Source organism: Achromobacter xylosoxidans (assembly GCF_014490035.1).
In the GTDB taxonomy this organism is placed as follows: domain Bacteria; phylum Pseudomonadota; class Gammaproteobacteria; order Burkholderiales; family Burkholderiaceae_B; genus Achromobacter; species Achromobacter bronchisepticus_A.
Genome location: NZ_CP061008.1, coordinates 4347724 through 4366080, shown reverse-complemented (window position 1 = coordinate 4366080; position 18357 = coordinate 4347724). Strand labels below are relative to the sequence as shown.

The 18357-nt window shown below is 67.8% G+C and carries 13 protein-coding genes; 4 read left to right on the top strand and 9 right to left on the bottom strand.

Annotation, left to right across the window (positions count from 1 at the left end; translation table 11 throughout):
- Window positions 1-122 precede the first annotated feature (122 nt).
- Window positions 123-950, top strand: coding sequence for an aldo/keto reductase (locus IAG39_RS20275; RefSeq protein ID WP_059378391.1), 828 nt, complete (start codon window positions 123-125; stop codon window positions 948-950).
- 33 nt (window positions 951-983) lie between these two features.
- On the opposite strand, the gene IAG39_RS20270 is transcribed toward IAG39_RS20275, so the two are convergent.
- A complete protein-coding gene (locus IAG39_RS20270) occupies window positions 984-1169 on the bottom strand; it encodes a hypothetical protein (RefSeq protein ID WP_054458208.1) in 186 nt (61 codons plus the stop codon).
- Window positions 1166-2341, bottom strand: coding sequence for a PepSY-associated TM helix domain-containing protein (locus IAG39_RS20265; RefSeq protein WP_059378389.1), 1176 nt, complete (start codon window positions 2339-2341; stop codon window positions 1166-1168). Before IAG39_RS20265 ends, IAG39_RS20270 begins: the two co-directional genes overlap by 4 nt.
- Before the next feature lie 177 nt (window positions 2342-2518).
- Between IAG39_RS20265 and IAG39_RS20260 the strand changes: the two genes are divergently transcribed.
- Window positions 2519-3232: a metallophosphoesterase gene (locus tag IAG39_RS20260; protein WP_059378388.1), complete on the top strand. Its 714-nt coding sequence runs from the start codon at window positions 2519-2521 to the stop codon at window positions 3230-3232.
- Window positions 3233-3268: 36 nt separating this feature from the next.
- Here IAG39_RS20260 and IAG39_RS20255 read toward each other — a convergent pair whose 3' ends face one another.
- Both IAG39_RS20255 and IAG39_RS20250 read right to left on the bottom strand, forming a co-directional pair.
- A complete protein-coding gene (locus tag IAG39_RS20255; protein ID WP_187774057.1) occupies window positions 3269-5866 on the bottom strand; it encodes a penicillin-binding protein 1A in 2598 nt (865 codons plus the stop codon).
- 107 nt (window positions 5867-5973) lie between these two features.
- Window positions 5974-6774: an AraC family transcriptional regulator gene (locus IAG39_RS20250; RefSeq protein ID WP_118934537.1), complete on the bottom strand. Its 801-nt coding sequence runs from the start codon at window positions 6772-6774 to the stop codon at window positions 5974-5976.
- A gap of 182 nt (window positions 6775-6956) precedes the next feature.
- Here IAG39_RS20250 and IAG39_RS20245 point away from each other — a divergent pair, with 182 nt between their 5' ends.
- Window positions 6957-8201, top strand: coding sequence for an MFS transporter (locus IAG39_RS20245; RefSeq protein ID WP_059378384.1), 1245 nt, complete (start codon window positions 6957-6959; stop codon window positions 8199-8201).
- Between the two features lie 62 nt (window positions 8202-8263).
- Here the strand turns inward: IAG39_RS20245 and pgaD are convergent, their stop codons facing one another.
- Genes pgaD through pgaA form a run of 4 tightly spaced genes read right to left on the bottom strand, consistent with a single transcriptional unit; the run spans window position 8264 to window position 14569 of the window.
- Complete coding sequence (gene pgaD, locus IAG39_RS20240) at window positions 8264-8710, bottom strand: poly-beta-1,6-N-acetyl-D-glucosamine biosynthesis protein PgaD (RefSeq protein WP_118934539.1); 447 nt, start codon at window positions 8708-8710, stop codon at window positions 8264-8266.
- Window positions 8707-10047 (bottom strand): poly-beta-1,6-N-acetyl-D-glucosamine synthase, encoded by a 1341-nt coding sequence (gene pgaC / locus IAG39_RS20235; RefSeq protein ID WP_118934541.1) that lies wholly within the window; start codon window positions 10045-10047, stop codon window positions 8707-8709. Before pgaC ends, pgaD begins: the two co-directional genes overlap by 4 nt.
- Complete coding sequence (pgaB, locus tag IAG39_RS20230; protein ID WP_118934543.1) at window positions 10044-12077, bottom strand: poly-beta-1,6-N-acetyl-D-glucosamine N-deacetylase PgaB; 2034 nt, start codon at window positions 12075-12077, stop codon at window positions 10044-10046. The genes pgaC and pgaB overlap by 4 nt, the downstream gene beginning before the upstream one ends.
- Window positions 12078-12097: 20 nt before the next feature.
- Window positions 12098-14569, bottom strand: coding sequence for a poly-beta-1,6 N-acetyl-D-glucosamine export porin PgaA (gene pgaA / locus IAG39_RS20225; RefSeq protein WP_118934546.1), 2472 nt, complete (start codon window positions 14567-14569; stop codon window positions 12098-12100).
- Window positions 14570-15117: 548 nt separating this feature from the next.
- Between pgaA and IAG39_RS20220 the strand changes: the two genes are divergently transcribed.
- A complete protein-coding gene (locus tag IAG39_RS20220; RefSeq protein WP_118934564.1) occupies window positions 15118-16329 on the top strand; it encodes a GGDEF domain-containing protein in 1212 nt (403 codons plus the stop codon).
- Here the strand turns inward: IAG39_RS20220 and IAG39_RS20215 are convergent.
- On the bottom strand, window positions 16319-18235 hold the full coding sequence (locus tag IAG39_RS20215) for an alpha/beta hydrolase family protein (protein WP_118934548.1): 1917 nt from the start codon (window positions 18233-18235) through the stop codon (window positions 16319-16321). The two genes, IAG39_RS20220 and IAG39_RS20215, sit on opposite strands and share 11 nt — an antisense overlap.
- Window positions 18236-18357: the final 122 nt, after the last annotated feature.

Sequence of the window (18357 nt, the reverse complement as noted above, 5' to 3'; positions counted from 1 at the left end):
CGCAGCCTGGCGGGCCCGTTCTTTACTGTCTCAACCAAGGATGAAGCCTGGCTGCCCCTTGGTTGCGCGACCCGGCGCATATTCGCCGCGCGGACGTCGCGTCGCAAGCTACGGAGGGTCTTATGGCGAAAGTACCGGCAATGCAATTGAACGACGGCGGCAAGATTCCCCAGCTGGGCCTGGGCGTCTGGCAGGTGCCGAACGATCAGGCCGCCGCAAGCGTGAAAGAGGCGCTGGCGGCAGGCTACCGCTCGGTGGACACCGCGGCCATCTATGGCAACGAGGCTGGCGTGGGCGCGGGCTTGCGCGCGGCCGGCGTGGCGCGCAAGGATCTGTACGTCACGACCAAGCTCTGGAACGACAGGCACGGCTACGACGAGGCCCATAAGGCCATGGACGAGAGCCTCGAAAAGCTGGGCCTGGCCTATGTGGACCTGTACCTGATCCATTGGCCCGTCGCCGGCAGCACGAAGTTCCTGGATGCCTGGAAGGCCATGATCGAAATGAAGGAAGACGGCCGCGCGCGCTCGATCGGCGTGTCCAACTTCACCCAGGCCAACCTGGAGCGGCTGCTCGACGCGTCCGGCGTGACGCCGGCCGTGAACCAGGTGGAACTGCACCCCGGCTTCACCCAGCAGGCGCTGCGGGCTTTCCACGCCAAGCACGGCATCGCGACGGAGTCATGGAGCCCCTTGGCCCAGGGCGGCGTGGCCAAGGACAAGGTCATCCTGGAATTGGCCAGGAAGCACGGCAAGTCGCCGGCCCAGGTGACGCTGCGCTGGCATCTGCAGCACGATCTGATCGTGATCCCGAAGTCGGTGACGCCCGCCCGCATCCGCGAGAACATCGACGTCTTCGACTTCGAACTGTCGGCGGCCGACATGGCCGCCATCGACGGCATCAAGCAAGGCGCGCGCCTGGGGCCGGACCCCGAGACCTTCGGCAAATAATGCCGGACGCCGGCACGGGCCTGGCGGTCGCGTCTAGCGCTGCAGCGGGAACACCCAGTAGCGCACGATGACCGCCAGCAGGATGGCCAGGGCGATCCAGGACGCCCAGTGCCAGCCTCCCGTGCCCAGCAGGGCGGCCAGCAGGCCGAACACGCTGAGTACGCCCAGCAGGATCGGCGCGCCCCAGACAAACATGAAACCACGGGCCGTTTTGCTCATGCGGGAGTCCTTTTCGGGATGGCGGCGGCCTGGTGCTTGCGCACGAGTTCGGCGATGCGCGCCTCGGTGGCGCGGCGGCGGGCCAGCCAGAGATAGAGGCCGCTGACCAGCACGATGATGGTGATGACGTCCAGCAGCGCCCAGATGATCTTCAGCGGCATGCCGCCGTAATCGCCGAAGTGCAGGGGCCGCGACAGTTCCAGCGCGGTCAGGTACCAGGGCATCTTGGCCACGGTGGTCAGTTCGCCGGTCTTGCCGTCCACCAGCACGGGCGTATTCAGCTTGGAGGTAAGCGGCGTGTCGCCGCGCATCCAGGTGATGTAGTGGTGGGGACTGCCGAAGGCGTTGCCGGGGAAGGCGATGAACGATACCTCGTTGCCGGGCAGCGCCTTTCTGGCCGTATCGGCCGCGCCTTGGGCCGAGGCCAGCTCGGTGGGGACGCTCTGGCCCTTGTAGGGTTCCAGGATGCGCACCAGTTCGGTGGACTGCCACAGGCGGAACAGCGGCGTGGAGAGTTCGTTGATCACGCCGGTCACGCCCACCACGAAGGCCCAGACCAGCGTCACGATGCCCAGCAGGTTGTGCAGGTCCAGCCATTTCAGGCGGGTGGAGCGGGCGACGCGTACCGTGCCGAATTCCAGCTTCTTCATGAAGGGGCCATAGAGCACCACGCCGGAAACGATCGCCACGCAGAACAGCAGCCCCATGAAGCCCAGGAACAGCTCGCCGGGCAGCCCCGCGAACAGGTCCACGTGCAACGCCAGCATGATGCCCATGAAGGAAAATTTGTCCTGGGTGTAGAGCGGGCCGTCCAGCAGCACGTCGCCGGTGCGGGCGTCCATGCGCACCGCGTGGCCGGATACCTGGCCGTCGCCGGGCGTTTTCGCCATGCCCACGTAGACCTGCGGCTCGTCGGGATCGAAGAACAGATAGTCGACGACCTCGCCCGGATACATGGCGCGGGCGCTGCCGACCAGCTTGTCCAGGTCGGCGCGAGGGGTCGAGGCCGGCACGTCGGACAGCGGCTTGCCGTCGTCGAGCCAATGTTCGATCTCGTGGTGGAACACCAGCGGCAAGCCGGTAAGACAGATGACGAGCAGGAATATCGTGCAGACCAGGCTGGTCCATTTATGGACCAGATACCAGGTTTTGATGGTGGACGCGGCAGTCATGGGGGAGGGCGGGGCCCTTGCAGGCGCGGATTTGAGAAAGCTGAATATTATCGCGAATAGTTTCGATTCTCGTAACCAAATTTTGACCATGACGGGGCAAAAGGGGATGGATGGGGCGGCGCGAAAGCGGGTTAAAAAGAGGGATCGAGCATCAACCAGTGGTAGCCCCGGATCATCATGGAGCAGCGTTTTCTCAAAGTCCCGCGCAACGAGCTAGGCCGCGATTTCGCGGTGGGCGATTTGCATGGGCATTTTTCCCGCCTGCAGGAAAGCCTGGACGAGTTCGGCTTCGATCCCTCCCGGGACCGCCTGTTTTCGGTCGGCGACCTGGTGGACCGGGGGCCGGAAAGCGAGGCCGCCCTGGAGTGGCTGGCCCGGCCATGGTTCCACGCGGTCCAGGGCAATCACGAGGATTACGCGATCCGCCACGTGCGTACGGGGCAGGTGGACGTGGACAACTGGCGCGGCTACGGCGGCGGCTGGTTCCTGGATCTGCCTGCTGATCGCCAAAAGGTCTTTGCCGAGGCTTTCGCGCAATTGCCCATCGCCATCGAGGTTGAAACCCTGGACGGCGCGGTGGGGCTGCTGCACGCGGATTGTCCGGTGCTGTTCTGGCCGCGGCTGGAATCCGCCTTGCAGGATCGCTACCGGCGCACCAGCGCCGCCTGCCAGTGGTCGCGCGACCGCCTGCGGCAAATGGACCGCACCGGCATCCGCGGGGTGCGGGCGGTGGTGGCCGGACACACGCCGGTCCCGGCGCCGCTGCTGCTGGGCAACGTCTACCACATCGATACCGAAGGCTGGAAATCCGGCTACTTCACTTTCCTGGACCTGGAATCCCTGCGGGCCTGGCCGCGCGAGGTCGTGACCGAACTCGCGGAGCAGGAATAGCAGGCCTGGATTTCCGGCGGCTGGCGCCGGCCGCGGTCAGAGCGGCCGGGCGGCCACCGGCGCGGCGCCACTGACGGCGCTGGCGCGGGCGGGGGCGTCCGCGTCCACGCGCGGCACGGGGATGGGCGGGATGGCGGGCGGCGCGTTGCCCGCCGGCGCGCCGCCGGCAGGGGCCACGGGAACGGGCACGGCCACCGGCGGTTGGGCGGGACTGCTTTGCGGCATTGCGCCGCCGCCGGGCGGCAGGGGCTTGACCGAGGTGTCCACGCCGTCCGTCGAACGGTTGTTGTTCAGGAAATCGGTCAGCGCGTCGCCCGAGGACAGGTCCAGCGAGGCCACGGCCTGGCCCGGCGGGAATTCCGAGAAATAGTATTCGCCGTTGTCCACGATCAGGCCGTCCGGCCGCGGCGCGGGCTTGGCTTCCGGCACGCCCTTCAACGCCGGCTGCATGTAGTCCAGCCAGGTGCTAAGCGCCAGGCCGCTGCCGAATTCGTTGGTGCCCAGCGACTTGGGCTGGTCAAAGCCCATCCAGACGGTGGTGGCCAGGCTGGGCGTGAAGCCCGAGAACCACACGTCCACGGCCTCGTTGGTGGTGCCGGTCTTGCCGCCGATGTCGTTGCGCTTGAGCACCTGGTGCGCGCGGGCGGCGGTGCCGCTGACCGTGACGCCGCGCAGGATGTCGTCCATGACCCAGGCGGTGCGGGGATCGATGGCGCGCGCCAGGGCGTCGCCGGCGACGACCGGTTGCGCCTGCATCAGCACGTTGCCCGAACGGTCGGTGACGCGGTCCACCAGATAGGGGGTGACGCGGTAGCCGCCATTGGCGAATACGCTGTAGCCGTTGACCACCTGCAGCGGCGTGGCGCCGCCGGCGCCCAGCGCCAGCGGCAGCACGGCCGGCCAGCGCGACTTGTCGAAGCCGAAGCGGGTCAGGTAGTCCTGCGCATACTGCGGCGAGATGGCCTGCAGGATGCGGATCGACACCATGTTCTTGGAACGCATGAGGCCCTGGCGCAGGGTCAGCATGGGTTCGTACTTGTTGCCGTCGTTCTTGGGCTGCCAGGCCTTGGAGCCGGTTTGCTCCGCGGTCAGCATGAAGGGCTGGTCGGAGATCTGGGTGGCCGGGGTCAGGCCGCGCTCCAGCGCCGCGGCGTAGACGAAGGGCTTGATGTTGGAGCCCGGCTGGCGCCAGGCTTGCGTCACGCGGTTGAAGCCGCCGCGGTTGTAGTCGAAGCCGCCGATCATGGCGCGGATGGCGCCGTCCTGGGGCACCATCGAGACCAGCGCCGCCTGCAGCGTCGGCATGTTGATGATTTCCCAGCCGTCGCCGTTCTTGTGGATGTAGACGACCGAGCCGCGGCGCAGCCGCTGGCTGTCGCTGGCCTTGGGGTTGAGGGCGCGCGCCACCACCGCCAGTGCCTTCTTGTCATTGATGGTGATGATGTCGCGCGCGCTGCGCGCCAGCGTCACTTCGGTGGGGCTGGCGGCCAGCACCACGGCGGTCAGCAGGTCTTCGCTGTCAGGCGTTTTTTCCTGCACGCCGTCCAGGATTTCATCCAGCGCGGCCGGGTCCTGCTCGACGCCCTCGGGCAGGTCGATCTGGTCTTCCGGACCCGGATAGACGGCGCGGCGCGTGTAGTCCATCACGCCGTCGCGCACGGCGCGGTAGGCGGCTTCCTGGTCCTTGGAATCGATGGTGGTGTAGACGTCGATGCCCTTGCTGTAGGTCTGTTCCTGGAACACGCCGTACATCAGCTGGCGCGCCAATTCGGCTGGGTAGTCGCCGTGGATCGCGAAGCCGCGCGCGCTGGCGCCGTCCGCGCCGCGGATGGTCAGGCGCTGCTTGAGCGCTTCGTCGGCCTGTTCGGGCGTGAGATAGCCCAGCGTTTTCATGCGGCCCAGCACGTAGTGCTGGCGGATCTCGGCGCGCGGGAAATTGGTGATGGGGTTGAAGCGCGACGGCGCCTTGGGGATGCCGGCGAGCATGGCGGCCTCGGCCGGCGTGACTTCCGACAGGGGCTTGCCCAGATAGGTGCGCGAGGCGGCCGCGAAACCATAGGCGCGGTGGCCCAGGTAGATCTGGTTCATGTAGAGCTCGAGGATCTGGTCCTTGGAGAGCTCGGATTCGATCTTGAACGTCAGCAGCAGTTCATAGAACTTGCGCGAATAGGTCTTTTCCGACGACAGGTAGAAATTGCGCGCCACCTGCATCGTGATGGTGCTGCCGCCCTGGCTCTTGGAGCCCTTGACGAGGTTGGTCAGCACCGCGCGCGCCACGCCCATCCAGTCGACGCCGCCGTGGCTGTAGAAGCGGTCGTCCTCGGCCGCCAGCACCGCCTGGCGCATCACGGGCGGAATTTCGTCAAAGCGCAGCACGTTGCGGTGCTCTTCGCCGTACTCGCCGATCAGCACCTTGTCCGCCGTGTAGATGCGCAGCGGCACCCTGGGGCGGTAGTCCGTCATGGCGTGCAGGTCGGGCAGGCTGGGCCAGGCCAGGGCCAGCGCCAGGCCGAGCGCGATGCCGCCGCACACGGCGAGGCCGCCGGCGGCCACGCCGGTCTTGACGAGGATACGTTTCCAGGGGAGGCCCGGTTTGCCGCCCGGGGTGGCGGAGGATTGCTGGGGGGTGCTCATTGCAGGCGATTCTAGGGCAGAACACGATGGACCGCCCAGAGGGTCATAAGGTTTCAGTAACTAAACATGAATTGCGTCGCGGATGACGCCAAATCCGGTTGCAGGCGTCAGCTATTGTTCAGGTAACGTTGCGGCGGCGCGCCCAGCGCGCGGTGGAACATGGCCGAGAAGGCGCTGGTGCTGCGGTAGCCCAGGTCGGCGGCGATGCGCGCGACCGGCACGCCCTGCGACAGCCGGCACACCGCCTCGGCCAGCCGGACCTGCTGCACCCACTGCCGGTAGTTCAGCCCCAGTTCCGCCTGGAACAGGCGGATCAGCGTGCGCGCGCTGGCGCCGACTTCGTCGCCCCAGTCCTCGATGCCGCGCTGCAGTCCGGGATCGTCCAGGATGGCCGCGCATATGGTCTGCAGGCGGCGGTCGCGCGGCCAGGGGATCTGCAGCGGCGCCACGCGGGCGGCGGCCAGTTCGGAGAGCAGCAGGGCGGCGACCTGCCCGGCGCGGCCGTCCAGCGGATAGTCGATGGGCTCGGCGGTCAGGGCCAGGATCAGCTCGCGTAGCAGGCCGCCGACCTCGACCACCTGGCACTGCGGCCAGTAGTCGCGGGCGGTCTCGGCTTCGAGGTAGAGCGAACGCATGGATACCGCGCCCACCATGTCCACGCCATGCGGCACGCCGGCAGGCACCCACAGCGCGCGCAGCGGCGGCAGGGCCCAGAAGCCGCTGGGCGTGGTGACGCGCATGACGCCTTCGACCGCGTAGACCAGTTGCGCTCGGGGGTGCGAGTGGGTGCCCGTGCGGGTGCCCGGCGGGAATTCCTTGGCCATGGCCGTCACGGCGCGCGGCCGATGCTGGTAGTCCTGCGGATTGACGCTGCGGGCGGGGTCGGGCAAAAGGAGTCGGGCGGGCATGCGTGTCACTTCCGGCATAAGGATGAGCAGGGCGGCTCAGGCGTGATTTGCGGTTTTTGTCACCGTATTTTGTCACTTGTGCGACGAAAATTGGCAGATCGGTTCCGTCCCGGATTCCTACACTGGCTACAGGTCCCGGCGCGCTGCCGGGCATGCTCCCACTTTATCCCCGTCCGCCACCCATGAATCCACCGCAGAATTCCGCCGCCGGCGTCACCGCCGCCAATACGGCTCCACCGCCCGCCGCCTCATCGGATCCGTCCACCGCCTTCAAGGTGCTGGGCGCGATCAGCGTGGCGCACCTGATGAACGACATGATCCAGTCGATCCTGTTGGCCATCTATCCCATGCTGAAGGATTCGTTCAGCCTGTCGTTCGCGCAGATCGGCCTGATCACCCTGGTCTATCAGCTTGCGGCCTCGCTGCTGCAGCCTTTCATCGGCTTTTATACGGACCGCAACCCCAAGCCGTACTCGCTGCCGGTGGGCATGGGCTTCACCCTGCTGGGGCTGTTGCTGCTGTCGATGGCGCCGTCGTTCGGCTGGCTGCTGGTGGCCGCGGTGCTGGTGGGCACGGGCTCGTCGGTGTTCCATCCGGAGTCCTCGCGCGTGGCGCGCATGGCGTCCGGCGGACGCCATGGATTGGCGCAGTCGCTGTTCCAGGTGGGCGGCAATGTGGGCTCGGCGCTGGGGCCGCTGCTGGCCGCGTTGTTCATCATTCCGCACGGGCAGCGCAGCGTGGCCTGGTTTTCGCTGGCGGCGCTGTTCGGCATCGTGGTGCTGACCGGCATCGGCCGCTGGTACAGCGCCAACCGCGTGCTGCTCAAGCCGCGCGCGCGGCGCGAGGGCGCGGGCAACGGGCTGTCGCGCAACCAGGTGCTGGGCGCATTGGCGGTGCTGGGCGTGCTGGTCTTCTCCAAGTATTTCTACCTGGCCAGCCTGAACAGCTATTTCACCTTCTACCTGATCGACAAGTTCGCGCTGTCGGTGCGGGAGGCGCAGCTCTACCTGTTCCTGTTCCTGGCCGCGGTGGCGGTGGGAACCGTGGTGGGCGGGCCGGTCGGCGACCGCATCGGCCGCAAGATCGTGATCTGGGTGTCGATCCTGGGCGTGGCGCCGTTCACGCTGCTGCTGCCCTACATGAACCTGTTTTGGACCGGCGTGCTGGTGGTGATCATCGGCATGGTGCTGGCCTCGGCGTTCTCGGCCATCGTGGTCTATGCGCAGGAGCTGGTGCCGGGCAAGGTGGGGATGATCGCCGGACTGTTCTTCGGCTTTGCCTTCGGCATGGGCGGCGTGGGCGCCGCAGCGCTGGGCAAGCTGGCCGACGCCACCAGCATCGGCTACGTGTACCAGGTCTGCGCCTATCTGCCGCTGCTGGGCGTGGTCGCGATCCTGCTGCCGGATGTGGAGAAGGCGCGCCGCTGAAGGCGGGCGCCGGGCCTGGCGCGGTCAAGCCATCCGGCTCGCGGCGCCAGGCAGCGATAACATCAGCCGGCCTGCACCGCGTTCAGGCGAGGGCGGCCGATTTCGATGCCGGTGATGTCGCCGGCCGCGCCATGGTGGACGATGCAGGTGTGCGCGGAACGCACCTGCATCAGCTGCGCCGTGCTGATCGCGAAGCTGGCCGCCACGCGGCGGTCGCCCACCGGCTTGATCGGCTTGCGGCGGTCGCGGCCGGCGAACTTGCGGTGGTTGTAGACGGCCCAGCCCACCAGCACGCCCGCGTTGATCAGCGCCAGCAGCGCATAGCCCCAGAGCGTGTGCACGGTGGGCAGGAACACCGGCCATAGCGAGACATCGGGGCCGCCGGCGGCGGCGCGCAGGATCGCCAGGATGCCGGCGCCGAACAGATACACGAAGGCGAACCAGCCGATGGCGGTCAGGACCAGGTCGAACAGATAGCCTGCGCGGGAACGTTGCGTGGTGATGATCATGACGTTGCGTCCGGTGATTTGATGCCCCGGTCCGGGCTGGTCCAGCGCGCGCGCCGGGCCTGCTTGCGGAGCATGACTTTGGGGAAGCTGACCAGGGTGGTGAACAGGCTCACCATCCAGAAGGCCAGCGGATACCAGATGACCCAGTACAGCGAGCGGGCCAGGCCGGGCTCGTAGCGGCGGTCGATCAGGATGCTGACGACGAATTGCAGCAGGCAGACCACGGCCAGCATCATGCCGGTGAAGGCGGGCGGCATCAGGCTGGCGATCTGCATGTTGTTGGGCAGCGTGACCACCTGGCTGACGGCCCACAGCAGCACCGACACGCCGAAGGCGAAGGCCCAGGCGGTGGACAGGCAGAACTCGGCCATCAGCGGCCACAGCCGGCGGTGGCGCCAGACCCAGATGGAACGCAGGTTCTTCAGGAAGACCTCGGCGCCGCCCTGGGCCCAGCGCAGCCGCTGCTTCCACAGTCCGCGCAGGGTTTCGGGCATCAGGATCCAGCACAGGCCGCGCGGCTCGTAGAAGATCGACCAGTGGTCGCGCTGCAGCTTCCAGCTGATGTCGATGTCCTCGGTGATCATGTCCAAGCTCCAGTAGCCCACGCGGTCCAGCGCCGCGCGCCGGAAGGCGGCGACCACGCCGGACACCGTGAACACCTGGCCATAGACGCGCTGGGTGCGCTTGATCAGGCCGATGATGGAAGAGAACTCGCCGACCTGGATGCGCCCGATCATGGTGGAGCGGGTGCGGATGCGCGGGTTGCCGGTGACGGCGCCCACACGCGGATTGTCGATCAGCGGCGCCACCAGGTAGGCGGCTGCGTCCGGGTCCAGCATGGCGTCGCCGTCGATGCAGACGAGATACTCGCTGCGTGCGGCCATGGCGCCCATGCGCAGCGCCATGGCCTTGCCCTGGTTCTGCGCCAGGTGCACCACGCGCAGCCGCGGATGGGCGGCGGCCATGCGGTCCAGCATGTCGGCGGTGCCGTCGCTGGAGCCGTCGTTGATGGCGATGACCTCGATGTGCGGATAGTTCTGGCCCAGCGCGGCCAGCAGCGTCTCTTCGCCGTTGTCGGCCTCGTTGTAGCAAGGCACCAGGATGGACACCAGCGGGTTGCCGGCCAGGACCGGCGGCTGGCTGTCCTTGCCCCATTTCCAGTGCCGCTCCCAATGCCACCAGAAATAGATGCCGCCGGCCATCCACATGCCGGACATGAACAGGGGGTAGAAGAACACGAAGCCCAGCAGCGCCTCGCCGGTCAGCATCAGGGTGAAGCCGAAGGGCGCGCCAAGCACCGCGCAGAGAATCAGCAGGGCAATCAGTCGGTCTATCATTTGATCGGATACCAGGCTTCGGAAATGGCGGGCCGGATGCCTTGCAGCCGGGGCTGGTCTTGCGAGAAATCGTCGGGGTAGTAGCCGAAGCTGCGCGAGCCGCGCAACTGCAGGCGCTTCATCCAGCCGGCGAGCACGGCGGTGTCGACCGGCGCGGCTTCAGGACGGCCCGGGCCGGTGCGCCAGTCGCGCGCCTGCAGTTCGAACACGGTCTTGTCCAGCGCCCCGGGGCGCTGCGCGACGGTATCGACCAGCCGGTCCAGCCAGGCGTTTTCCTGGCCGGCCGGCACGTTTTCCATCAGCGGCATCGCCATCGGCGCGGTCCAGTCGTAAGCGCCGAGGAAGTCGTCCAGGTTCTGCGCGAACCAGGTTTCGCTGCCCGGATTCAGGATGGGTTCGGCAAAGATGTTGCGCGCCGTCTTGATCTGCGGGCCGCGCACCGCGCGCACCCGCTGCGTGAGTTCGGCGGTGAAGTCCACCAGCGCGCGGCTCTTGTAGCGGGTCCAGCGTTGCAGGGTGTCGGGATCCGCGCGCAGTTCGGCGATGCTGCCCGGCAGGCCCGCGGCGCGATAGGCGGCCAGCGCGCCGGGGCTGGCGTCTTCGAAGTCCGACAGCAGCGCGTCGTCATGGAACAGGATGCCGTCGAAGATCGCGTAGCGGGACAGGTCTTCGTACAGGTCGCCGATGCGCGCGCGCACGGTGGCGTCGAACGGCGACAGGCGGCGGTACTGGTCGGGATCCGGCTCTGGCTGCGCCTGGCCTTCCTGCCAGCGCGTGACGCGCGGCAGGGCGGGATCCAGGTCGAAGGACAGCACCGGCATCCAGGCGTAGACCATCACGTTGGCGCGGTTGTGCAACTGCCAGGCGGCGCGGTTGAACAGGTCGGCGCGCATCGGCAGCCAGCGGTTGGGGAAGTAGACCGATTTCACCAGGCCGTCGCCCACCGGGTCCGAGTAGGCCTGCAGGAACACCGTGTTGATCTGCATGTCCAGGATGCGTTGCACCAGCTCGCCCAGGTTGCGGTCGGTCTGCGCCGGGTCCGGGTCGTAGACGTAGTCCAGGTCCACGTGCGCCACGCGCATGAAGGGCTGGGCTTCCATGCCGACCACGCTGTTGGCGAAGGGCTTGAGCGTGGGGTCGCTGGACAGCAGCAGGCGCGGCGTGGACATCAGGCGGCCGACGCGTCCCGGGCCGTCCTCCAGCGTCAGCGCCAGCTGATAGCCGTGTTCGGCGGTGATGCGCAAGGTGGAGCCGCCTTCGGCGCCATAAGGCCAGACCCAGACGCGCGGCTTCTTGCCGGTGGCGCGGCGGATCTTCTCGGTGATGGCGGCGACGTCGCCGCCCATGCGCGCGTCGAACTCCGCCTCGGTTTCGTAGCGGCGGGTCTGCGCGTCATAGGCGCGGATGGCGGCGGCGGGCTCGGTATTGCCCTGGGGATTGGCCAGCGCGCCGTAGTGCGAGGCGTTGGTGTGCGCGGCGATCTCGACCAGCCCCGAGCGCGAGATCTCGCGGATCTCGTCCCAGTTGAGGAAGCGCTTGCGGTCTTCAGGGCTGCCGCCGAAGTCCACGCGCTGGTTGGCTGGCGTGTCCATCCAGACGCCGACCGGCGCCAGCAGCGCAGGCCATTGATAGGCCTTGAGGATGGGCAGCACGCGGGTGTAGAAGCTGCGGTAGCCGTCGTCGAAGGACAGCAGTACCGCGCGCTCGGGCAGCGGCTTGCCGCCCTGGCGCGCGGCCAGGATCTGGTCCACGGTCACGGCCTGGTAGCCGTTGGCGCGCAGCCAGGCCAACTGTTCGACCAAACGGTCGGTGCGCACGCTGAGAAAGCCCTGGTCGGGGTCTTCGTCTTCGACGTCGTGGTAGGCCAGGGCCAGGAACTGGCCCTGGACCCAGGGCTGTTCGGCGGGGGCGAGCGGGCGCTGGTGCGGCGGCGTGTAGACCGGGATGTCCTTGGCGCAGGCGGTCAGCGCCAGGATCGCGAGCAGCAGCAGGCCGGCGAGAATCAGGCGGGTATGGGTTTTAAGCATCATGGCGTTACTCGGTGCCGGGTTCAGAAGCGGTACGTCAGGTCGAACACGATGCGCAGTTCGCGCTCGCGTTCGCCGTCGTACGGGCGGCTGGTGCCGGTGATCATGGCGCCCATGTCGAGGACGTCGTTGGCGCGGTATCGCTGGCCGTAGCCCAGCGCGATCACGCCGCCGGTGCCGTAGCCTTGCTGGGTGTAGGCGCCGGCGCCCAGGGTGCCGATCTGTTCCCAGGCGGTTTCGTAGCGGCGGTACAGGGTGTGCGTGAGACGCACGCCGGGCAGCAGCATCAGATCCGAGCGGGGATTGAAGTAGGGCACGTTGCTGTCATGGCTGTTGCGCTGGGTGGACGCTTCGAACTCCAGGTCCGCCAGCAGGTGTGGCGCGGTGTAGACGCGCTCGCGCCCGGCCAGGCCCAGCGCCCAGCGGTTGTTGCCGTCGCTGAAGTGCGAGGGCGACAGCGCCAGCGTCCATTCGCGGCGCTCGTCGGCGCGCCAGCGCACGTAGGCCGACACGCTGTTGGAGGTGATGCCGCTGGTCAGCGCGCGCAGCGGCGTTTCGCGCGACATGATTTCGCCCGAGCCGCCCACCTGCCAATGATCGTCCAGGTCGTAGGCGGCCGACAGGCGCGCGCCTGGCTTCACGCCGTGGCCGTAGTCGTGGGTGGAGACTTCGCCTTCGACCGTGAGGTCGCGGCCGCGCCATTCCACGCCGGTGCGCAGCCAGCGGTAGTTGCCGCGGCCTTCCTCGAAGTCGCCGGAGGCATAGCCGCCGCCGCCGAAGACCCGCCAGTTGTAGTCCAGCGGAGAGGAGTACAGCACGGCGTCGATGCCGAAGTCGCCGCTGCCGTTGACCGGGCTGTCCGATGCCAGGCCGCGGTAGCCGTTGATGCGCAGCTCGGCCTTGTTGTGCACTTCCCATTCGCGCGCCAGGCGGCGGCTGGTCAGGTTTTCGGGCGAGCGGGCCATGGTGTCCTGCGACAGGGCTTCGGCCTGGCGCCATTCCTGCAGGTCCAGCGCAGTGAAGCCCTGGCCGTTCTCCACGCCCAGGCTGCGCGGCGCCAGCGTCTCGGCCATCTTCAATTCGACCTCCGAGGCGCGGGGAAGCGAACGGGCGCGATAGACGGTGGCCAGATCGCTGCGCAGGCCTGAGTTGTTGGGCGCGTTCGCGACCATCTCTTCGAGGCGCTGCTGGGCGGAGACGGTGTCATTGGCCTGCAGACGGGCCGACGCCAGGGTCTGGCGGCTTTCCAGGTTCAGGTCGTTGGGCATGCGGGTGGCCTGGCCCTTGTAGTACAGCCAGGGGGCATAGCCCGATTCGACCTCGTCGGTGACGGCGCCGGTCTCGTTGAACTGTTCGCCCTCGGCCAGCGAGTAGTACAGGCCGGTTTCGGTCGCCAGGCGCTGTTCGGCATCGTCGCCGCGCAGGGCATCGTTGGCGGCGACCTGGCGGTAGATGTCGCGGGCGCGTTCGGGCTGGCGCACGTACAGGTAGGCCGATGCCACGTCGTTCAAGGCGTAGCGCGGCACCGTGACGCCTTCGGCCAGCAAGGCTTCGTATTCGCGGACCAGATCGGCCATGCGCACGCGGACGTGCAAGGCGTGCAAGCGGTCGATGCGGGCGCGCAGCGCGTCGGCGCGGGCGTCCTCCTGCTGCTGCCAGGCGGGGATCAGTTCGTCGTAACGGGCCAATGCCTTGTCGGCCAACACGAAACGCTCGGCCTCCGACCGCGTGGGCATGGCCGCCAGCCGTACCTGCTGGGCTAGCGCGTCGGCCTCGAAGCCGCGCATCTGGCCGGCGTCGAACAGGTCCTGGTGGCGGCGCGCCAGGTCCAGCGCCACGTCGGCCATGCGCGCGCGCTGCAGCGCCCAGATGTATTCGCGCAGCACGTAAGACGTGTTGGGCGCGGCGGCCAGGGCCAGGTCGGCCTGGTGCAGCGCCTCGTAGGGCTCGCCCTGGCGGGCGTGAACGTAGCTCAGGGCAAGGCGGGCGTCGACATCGCGGGGATGCCGCTTGAGCCAGCGCGCCGCGGCGTCGCGCGCCTCGGGGTAGCGGCCGGCGTCGGCCAGCGTCATGATTTCGCCGGCGGGGAAGGCGGACTGGCCGGGATGGCGGCGCGCGCCCGCCTGATACGCGGCCAGCGCCTCGGGCCAGCGCTGCAGGTCGCGGTAGGCGCGTGCGACGGCAAGCTGGATGTCGGCGGGTAGCGCCGCGCCTTGCGGCAACTGCTCGTAGGCGGCAACGGCTTCGGCCGGCTTGCCGGCCCAGCCCGCGATGATGATGTGGTCGTGGATGGCGCGGCTGCCGCCGGCCGGACCTTGCTGGCGCAGCATCGTCAGGGCGGGCTCGTAGTCGCCGGCGCGCGCCCGGGCGATCAGGGCGTCATAGTCATTGCCGGGGCCGGCCAGCGCCATGGCGGGCGCCAGGATGGCGCAAGCCGCCAGCAGGCTCAGTCTCGGTCCAACGGCACCCAGGGGTGTCGATCCTCTGTTTTGCATCTGTCTTACTTCCGCAGTTGCGACTCGGGGCGTTCCTGTTCCGGCCGCCCAGGGGCATGCCTTTTTTCGGCGCGAGCCGAGGCGACACCTGGCGCAAAGGCGCCGGCGGCACGGGAAGGAACATTGGGTTAGGACTGCGCGGCGCCCGCTGCGGGGACCTTCGCACTCGCGCAATGGGAGTGCATGGCTAGTACGCGCCACGCCCGTAGGGCGTGATTGCGGCGCTCTTCATGGCACCGTCAATGGCACGAATTATAAGTGTGTTAACTGTCAGTCAACTGTCAATTAGTGCAAAGGGCCATGGCGAAAGTCCTGCCGTGGCGTATTCTTCGTCGCTTGCCGCGCAATCGTCTTGGCGCGGGCGGTAAAGGTTCAGGGCGAAACGGCGTGCGGCGACGGACGGGCGCCAGGTAGTGCCGGTCTGTCGCTGTACGGGTAACAAAAAGCGTCAGGAGTGGTGGGATGTAACCCCTCCAGGCGCATGAACCCAGTGCAACAGCAATGACGAGCGACGGCGGGCGCCCTTGGGGCGCAAGCCGGCAAACACCATGACGACTTCTCTTTTCTTCCTGATGTGGGGCCTGGCCACGGCTCTGGCATTGCCATTGCTGGCGCCGTTGCGCGCCCGCGACGTGGGCGGGGTCGGCGCGTTCACGGCGGGCAACGCGCTGGCAGTGCTGTCGCTGCTGGCCTATGCCGCCTCGCCCATTCTGCCGTCCGCTGTCTATGTGATGGTCTCGAACGCCGCCTGGGTCTGCGCGGTCAGCCTGGTCTACGTCGGCGTGCGGCAGTTCTTCGGCCTGCGCCCGCTGGCGCGGCGCACGGCGGCGCTGGGCGCGATCAGTATCTCCGCGTTCGCGCTGCTGCTGTACGTGGCGGATGACTTGCGGGCGCGTATGCTGCTGTTTTCCGCCTACACCTTCGTGGCCATGATGGCGACGGGCCTGGTGTTCTTCCGCCAGCGCAGGCGCCTGCACACGCGCGGCGTGATGCTGTACCTGATGCTGGCGAGCTTCGGCCTGGCCGCGCTGCATGCCCTGCGGCTGGCGGTCTACAGCATCGGCGGACAAGAACCCTCATCGTTGCTCGAACCCAGTCCCTGGGGCCTGTTCTTCATTGTCTGCGGGACGGTGACCGTGCCCGGGCTGTTCCTGGCGCTGCTGCTTCTGATCCAGACCAGCCTGTCCGAACAGATGGAAGCTGCGCTGACCTTCGATGGCCTGACGGGCGCCTATTCGCGCCGCAGCATCCTGGACGAACTGGAGCGCGAGCTGCAGCGCTGCCAGCGCGCCGGCGGCAAGCTGGCGGTGCTGGTGCTGGACATCGATCACTTCAAGTCCATCAACGACCGCTACGGCCACGCCGCTGGCGACGCGGCGCTACGCCATTTTTCGAAGGTGGTGCAGCGGGCGGTGCGCGCCAGCGACCGCTTCGGCCGGTTGGGCGGCGAGGAATTCGTGCTGCTGATGTACGACTGCGACCCGGCCCGCGCGCTGGTGCAGGCGCAGCGCGTCTGCGACGCCCTGCGCGACACGCCTTTCCACCTGCAAGGGCGCGAAGTGCGGATGACCACCAGCGGTGGCCTGGCTTCGTATCAGTCCGGAGACGGCGCGGACGGCATCCTGGCGCGCGCCGACGATGCGCTGTACCGCGCCAAGGCACATGGGCGCGACCGCGTCGAGATGGCCTGGATCGGCCGTCCCGCGGGCCGCGCGCAGGAGCGCGGCCCGGCGGTGCTGGAGGAGGAACTCAGGGCTTGAGGTGTTCCGTCAGGAACTTCTCCATGGCTTCGTAGAACTCGAACTTGTTCTCGTCGTTGTGGAAGCCGTGGCCTTCGTTGTCCTTGACCATGTACTCGACCTCGACGCCGCGGGCGCGCAGCGCCTTGACCATCTGGTCGCTTTCGTCTTTGTTGACGCGCGGATCCTTGGCGCCCTGGGCCACGAACAACGGCGTCTTGATCCTGTCCGCGTGCAGCGCGGGCGAGGTGGCGGCCAGGCGTTCGCGGTCGCGTTCGGGGTCGCCCACCATGTCCTGCATCTTGTCCAGCATGGGCTTCCAGTACGGCGGAATGGACTTCATGAACGTGAACAGGTTGGACACCCCCACGTAGTCCACTGCGGCGGCATACAGGTCGGGCGTGAACGCCACGCCGGCCAGCGTGGCGTAGCCGCCGTAGCTGGCGCCATAAATGCCGATGCGCTTGGGATCGGCGATGCCCTGTTTGACCAGCCACTGCACGCCGTCGGTGATGTCGTCCTGCATCTTCAGGCCCCATTGGCCGAAGCTGGCTTCCCAGAAGGCGCGGCCATAGCCGGTCGATCCGCGGAAGTTCATCTGCAGCACGCAGAAGCCGCGGTTGGCCAGGAACTGGACTTCGGGGTTGTAGCCCCAGCCGTCGCGCGCCCACGGGCCGCCGTGAGGATTCACGATGCAAGGCAGGTTCTTGGGATCGCGGCCGGCGGGCAGCGTCAGGTAGCCGTGGACCGTCAGGCCGTCGCGGGTCTGGTAGCTGATGGGCTGCACGCGCGACATGTCCGCCTCGGGAATGGCGGGGTTGATGTCGGCCAGCTTGGTCAGCGTGTCGGCGGCGGCGTCGTAGATGTAGCGCGAGCCGGGCGTGCGGTCGTTGTAGGCGGCAACGATGAACTTGTCCTCGTCGCGGTTGGAGCCCTGGATGGCGAAGTCGTAGCCGGTGAGCTGGGCCGACAGCTTCTTGAAGAGGGTCTCGGTCTGCGCGTCGAAGAACTTGTACTGCGGCTTGTCGGTCTGGTAGGCGGCCACCGTCAGCACGCGGCGCTTGCGCGAGTAGCCGGCGGAATCCAGGTCGACGGTGTCGGGCGTGAAGATCTCTTCCTCGGCCTCGGGCTTGGCGGGGTCGATCACCACCAGTGACAGCTTGTCGCGCCCGCGGTTGGACAGGGCGTAGAACTTCTTGTCGTCGAAGGTGAAGAACGCCGGACTGACGCTGGTGCGGTAGTCGGTGGTGATGAGCGGACGGAACTCGGACGATTCGTCGTCGCGGTAAAGCAGGGTGGTGTTCAGGCCGTCGCTGGCCACGGCGGCGCGCACCTTGCCGGCGTGGTCGGTCTGCCAGCCGACGATGTTGCCCGGGTTCTGCGCCACCAGCTCCGCGGCGCCCGTGTGCACGTTGACGCGGTAGACGTCGAAGACTTCCGGATTGCGCTGGTTGTGGCTGATGAGGACGTGGTCGGGATCGTCTTCCAGATCGTCCTCGATGCCGGCGCGCACGCCTTCATAGGGCGTCAGGTCGGTGATCTTGCCGGTCTTGGCGTTGACGGCCAGCACGTGGAAGTTCTCGTCGCCGCCGAAGTCCTTCTGGTAGAGCACCACGTCGGCGCCTTTCCAGAAGAAGTTGCTGATGTCGCGCGCGGTTTCGCTGGTCAGTTGGCGCGGGTCGCCGACAGGCGTGCTGCCTTGCAGCGGCTGCACGTAGATGTTCATGCGGGCGGGATTGCCGTCCACGCTGGTGGGCTGCATGAAGCCCAGTGTGCGGCCGTCGTCGGCCAGGCGGAAGAAGCCCCGCTCGGGGTTGCGGAAGAAATCCTTGAGGGGATAGGCGCGCGGCGGTTGCGCGGCGCTGGCGCCCAGCGATACGCCGATGATGCTGGCGGCCAGGACGGTGCGCTTGAGGAATGAGAACAAGGGGGACCTCCGAAGTTGCCGCGGCGGGCGCTTGGGGCCGGCCGCCGGGTGGTCCGTCGATAATGCCATAGCGGCGCGGGCGGTGTCGAACCGCCCGCGGACGCTGTCGGCCGTGCCCCAGG